Here is a 1,169-nt window from a genome sequence, read left to right as displayed (position 1 = left end):
GGCGCCGATGCCGTCGTCATGGTCGAGCACACCCAACCGGCAGGGTCGGATGCGATCGAGATTCGTCGCGCCACGTCTCCGGTGCAGACCGCCGATCCCTTTGGCCTCGAGACCACGCTGGAGTCCAGGAAGGTCGTGATGGTCAAGGGCACTGCCAATTGGGATTCGGCCTTCGACACGCTGGTCGACGCCTTCAAGGCGCTGAACACGCTCCTGGACAAGCAGGGCATCAAGCACGCCGGCAATTCGATGATCGTTTACACCTCGACCGACGACACCGGCTTCACCTTCCTTGCCGAGATCCCGGTCGATCAGGATCCGCAGAAACTGCCCAAGGACATGAGCATCGGCAAATCGCCGGAAGGCAAGGCACTGAAATTCGTCCATCGCGGTTCCTACGACAACATGGACAACACCTATGAGGCGATCACCAATCACCTCGACGACAAGAGACTGGAAGCCAAGGACACCTTCATCGAGGAATACCTCACCGATCCCCTGAAGACCGCTGAGGACAAGCTCGTGATCAACGTTTTCGTGCCGCTGAAGTGAGAATGATGAAAAAGCCTGTCGTCCTCGTTACTTCCCTCGCCACCGTTGTCGCCACGCTGTTGGCAGCGCCTGCGCTCGCCGATGATTTCCCGTCCGCCATTTCGGTGAGCGGCGAGGCCCATGTTTCCGTAGCGCCGGATCTCGCGCAGATCGATGCCGGCGTTGCCAATGACGCCAAGACGGCGAAGGAAGCGTCCGATGCCAACAACGGGGCCATGGGCAAGGTGCTGCTGGCGCTGAAGGGCGCCGGCATTGCGGAGAAGGACTACCAGACCTCGCGTCTGTCGCTGCAGCCGCAATACGGCCAGAACAAATCTACCGGCGCATCCCCGGTGGTCGGCTTCCGCGCCTCCAACCGCGTCACCGTCAAAATTCGCGACGTGACCAAGGTCGCCGGCATCATCGACACGCTGGTCGGCGCCGGCGCCAACGACATCGGCAATATTTCATTCGAGGTGACGCAGGCATCGAAGCTGCTCGACGATGCCCGCGAGCAGGCGGTCGCCGATGCGCGGCGCAAGGCCGAAGTTTACGCCAGGGCCACCGGTGCCACGCTGGGTGCGCCGCTCAGTGTCACTGAAGGCGGTGGCCCGGTGCCGTTGTTCAAAGGCCGCATG

2 protein-coding genes are annotated in these 1,169 nt (G+C 61.9%); both read left to right on the top strand.

Translation table 11 applies throughout. The features are described 5' to 3' along the window. A partial coding sequence (locus tag MOV75_RS38995) for a GyrI-like domain-containing protein (RefSeq protein WP_247008165.1) occupies nucleotides 1-552 on the top strand: 552 nt, incomplete at its 5' end. A gap of 5 nt (nucleotides 553-557) precedes the next feature. After that, nucleotides 558-1,169 (top strand): SIMPL domain-containing protein (locus MOV75_RS38990; RefSeq protein WP_247008162.1); only part of this gene is annotated, 612 nt, incomplete at its 3' end.

The organism is Bradyrhizobium sp. PRIMUS42 (assembly GCF_023006515.1).
GTDB lineage: Bacteria > Pseudomonadota > Alphaproteobacteria > Rhizobiales > Xanthobacteraceae > Bradyrhizobium.
The sequence above is the reverse complement of the archived record's forward strand: the minus strand, read 5'-3'. Positions and strand labels throughout refer to the sequence as shown.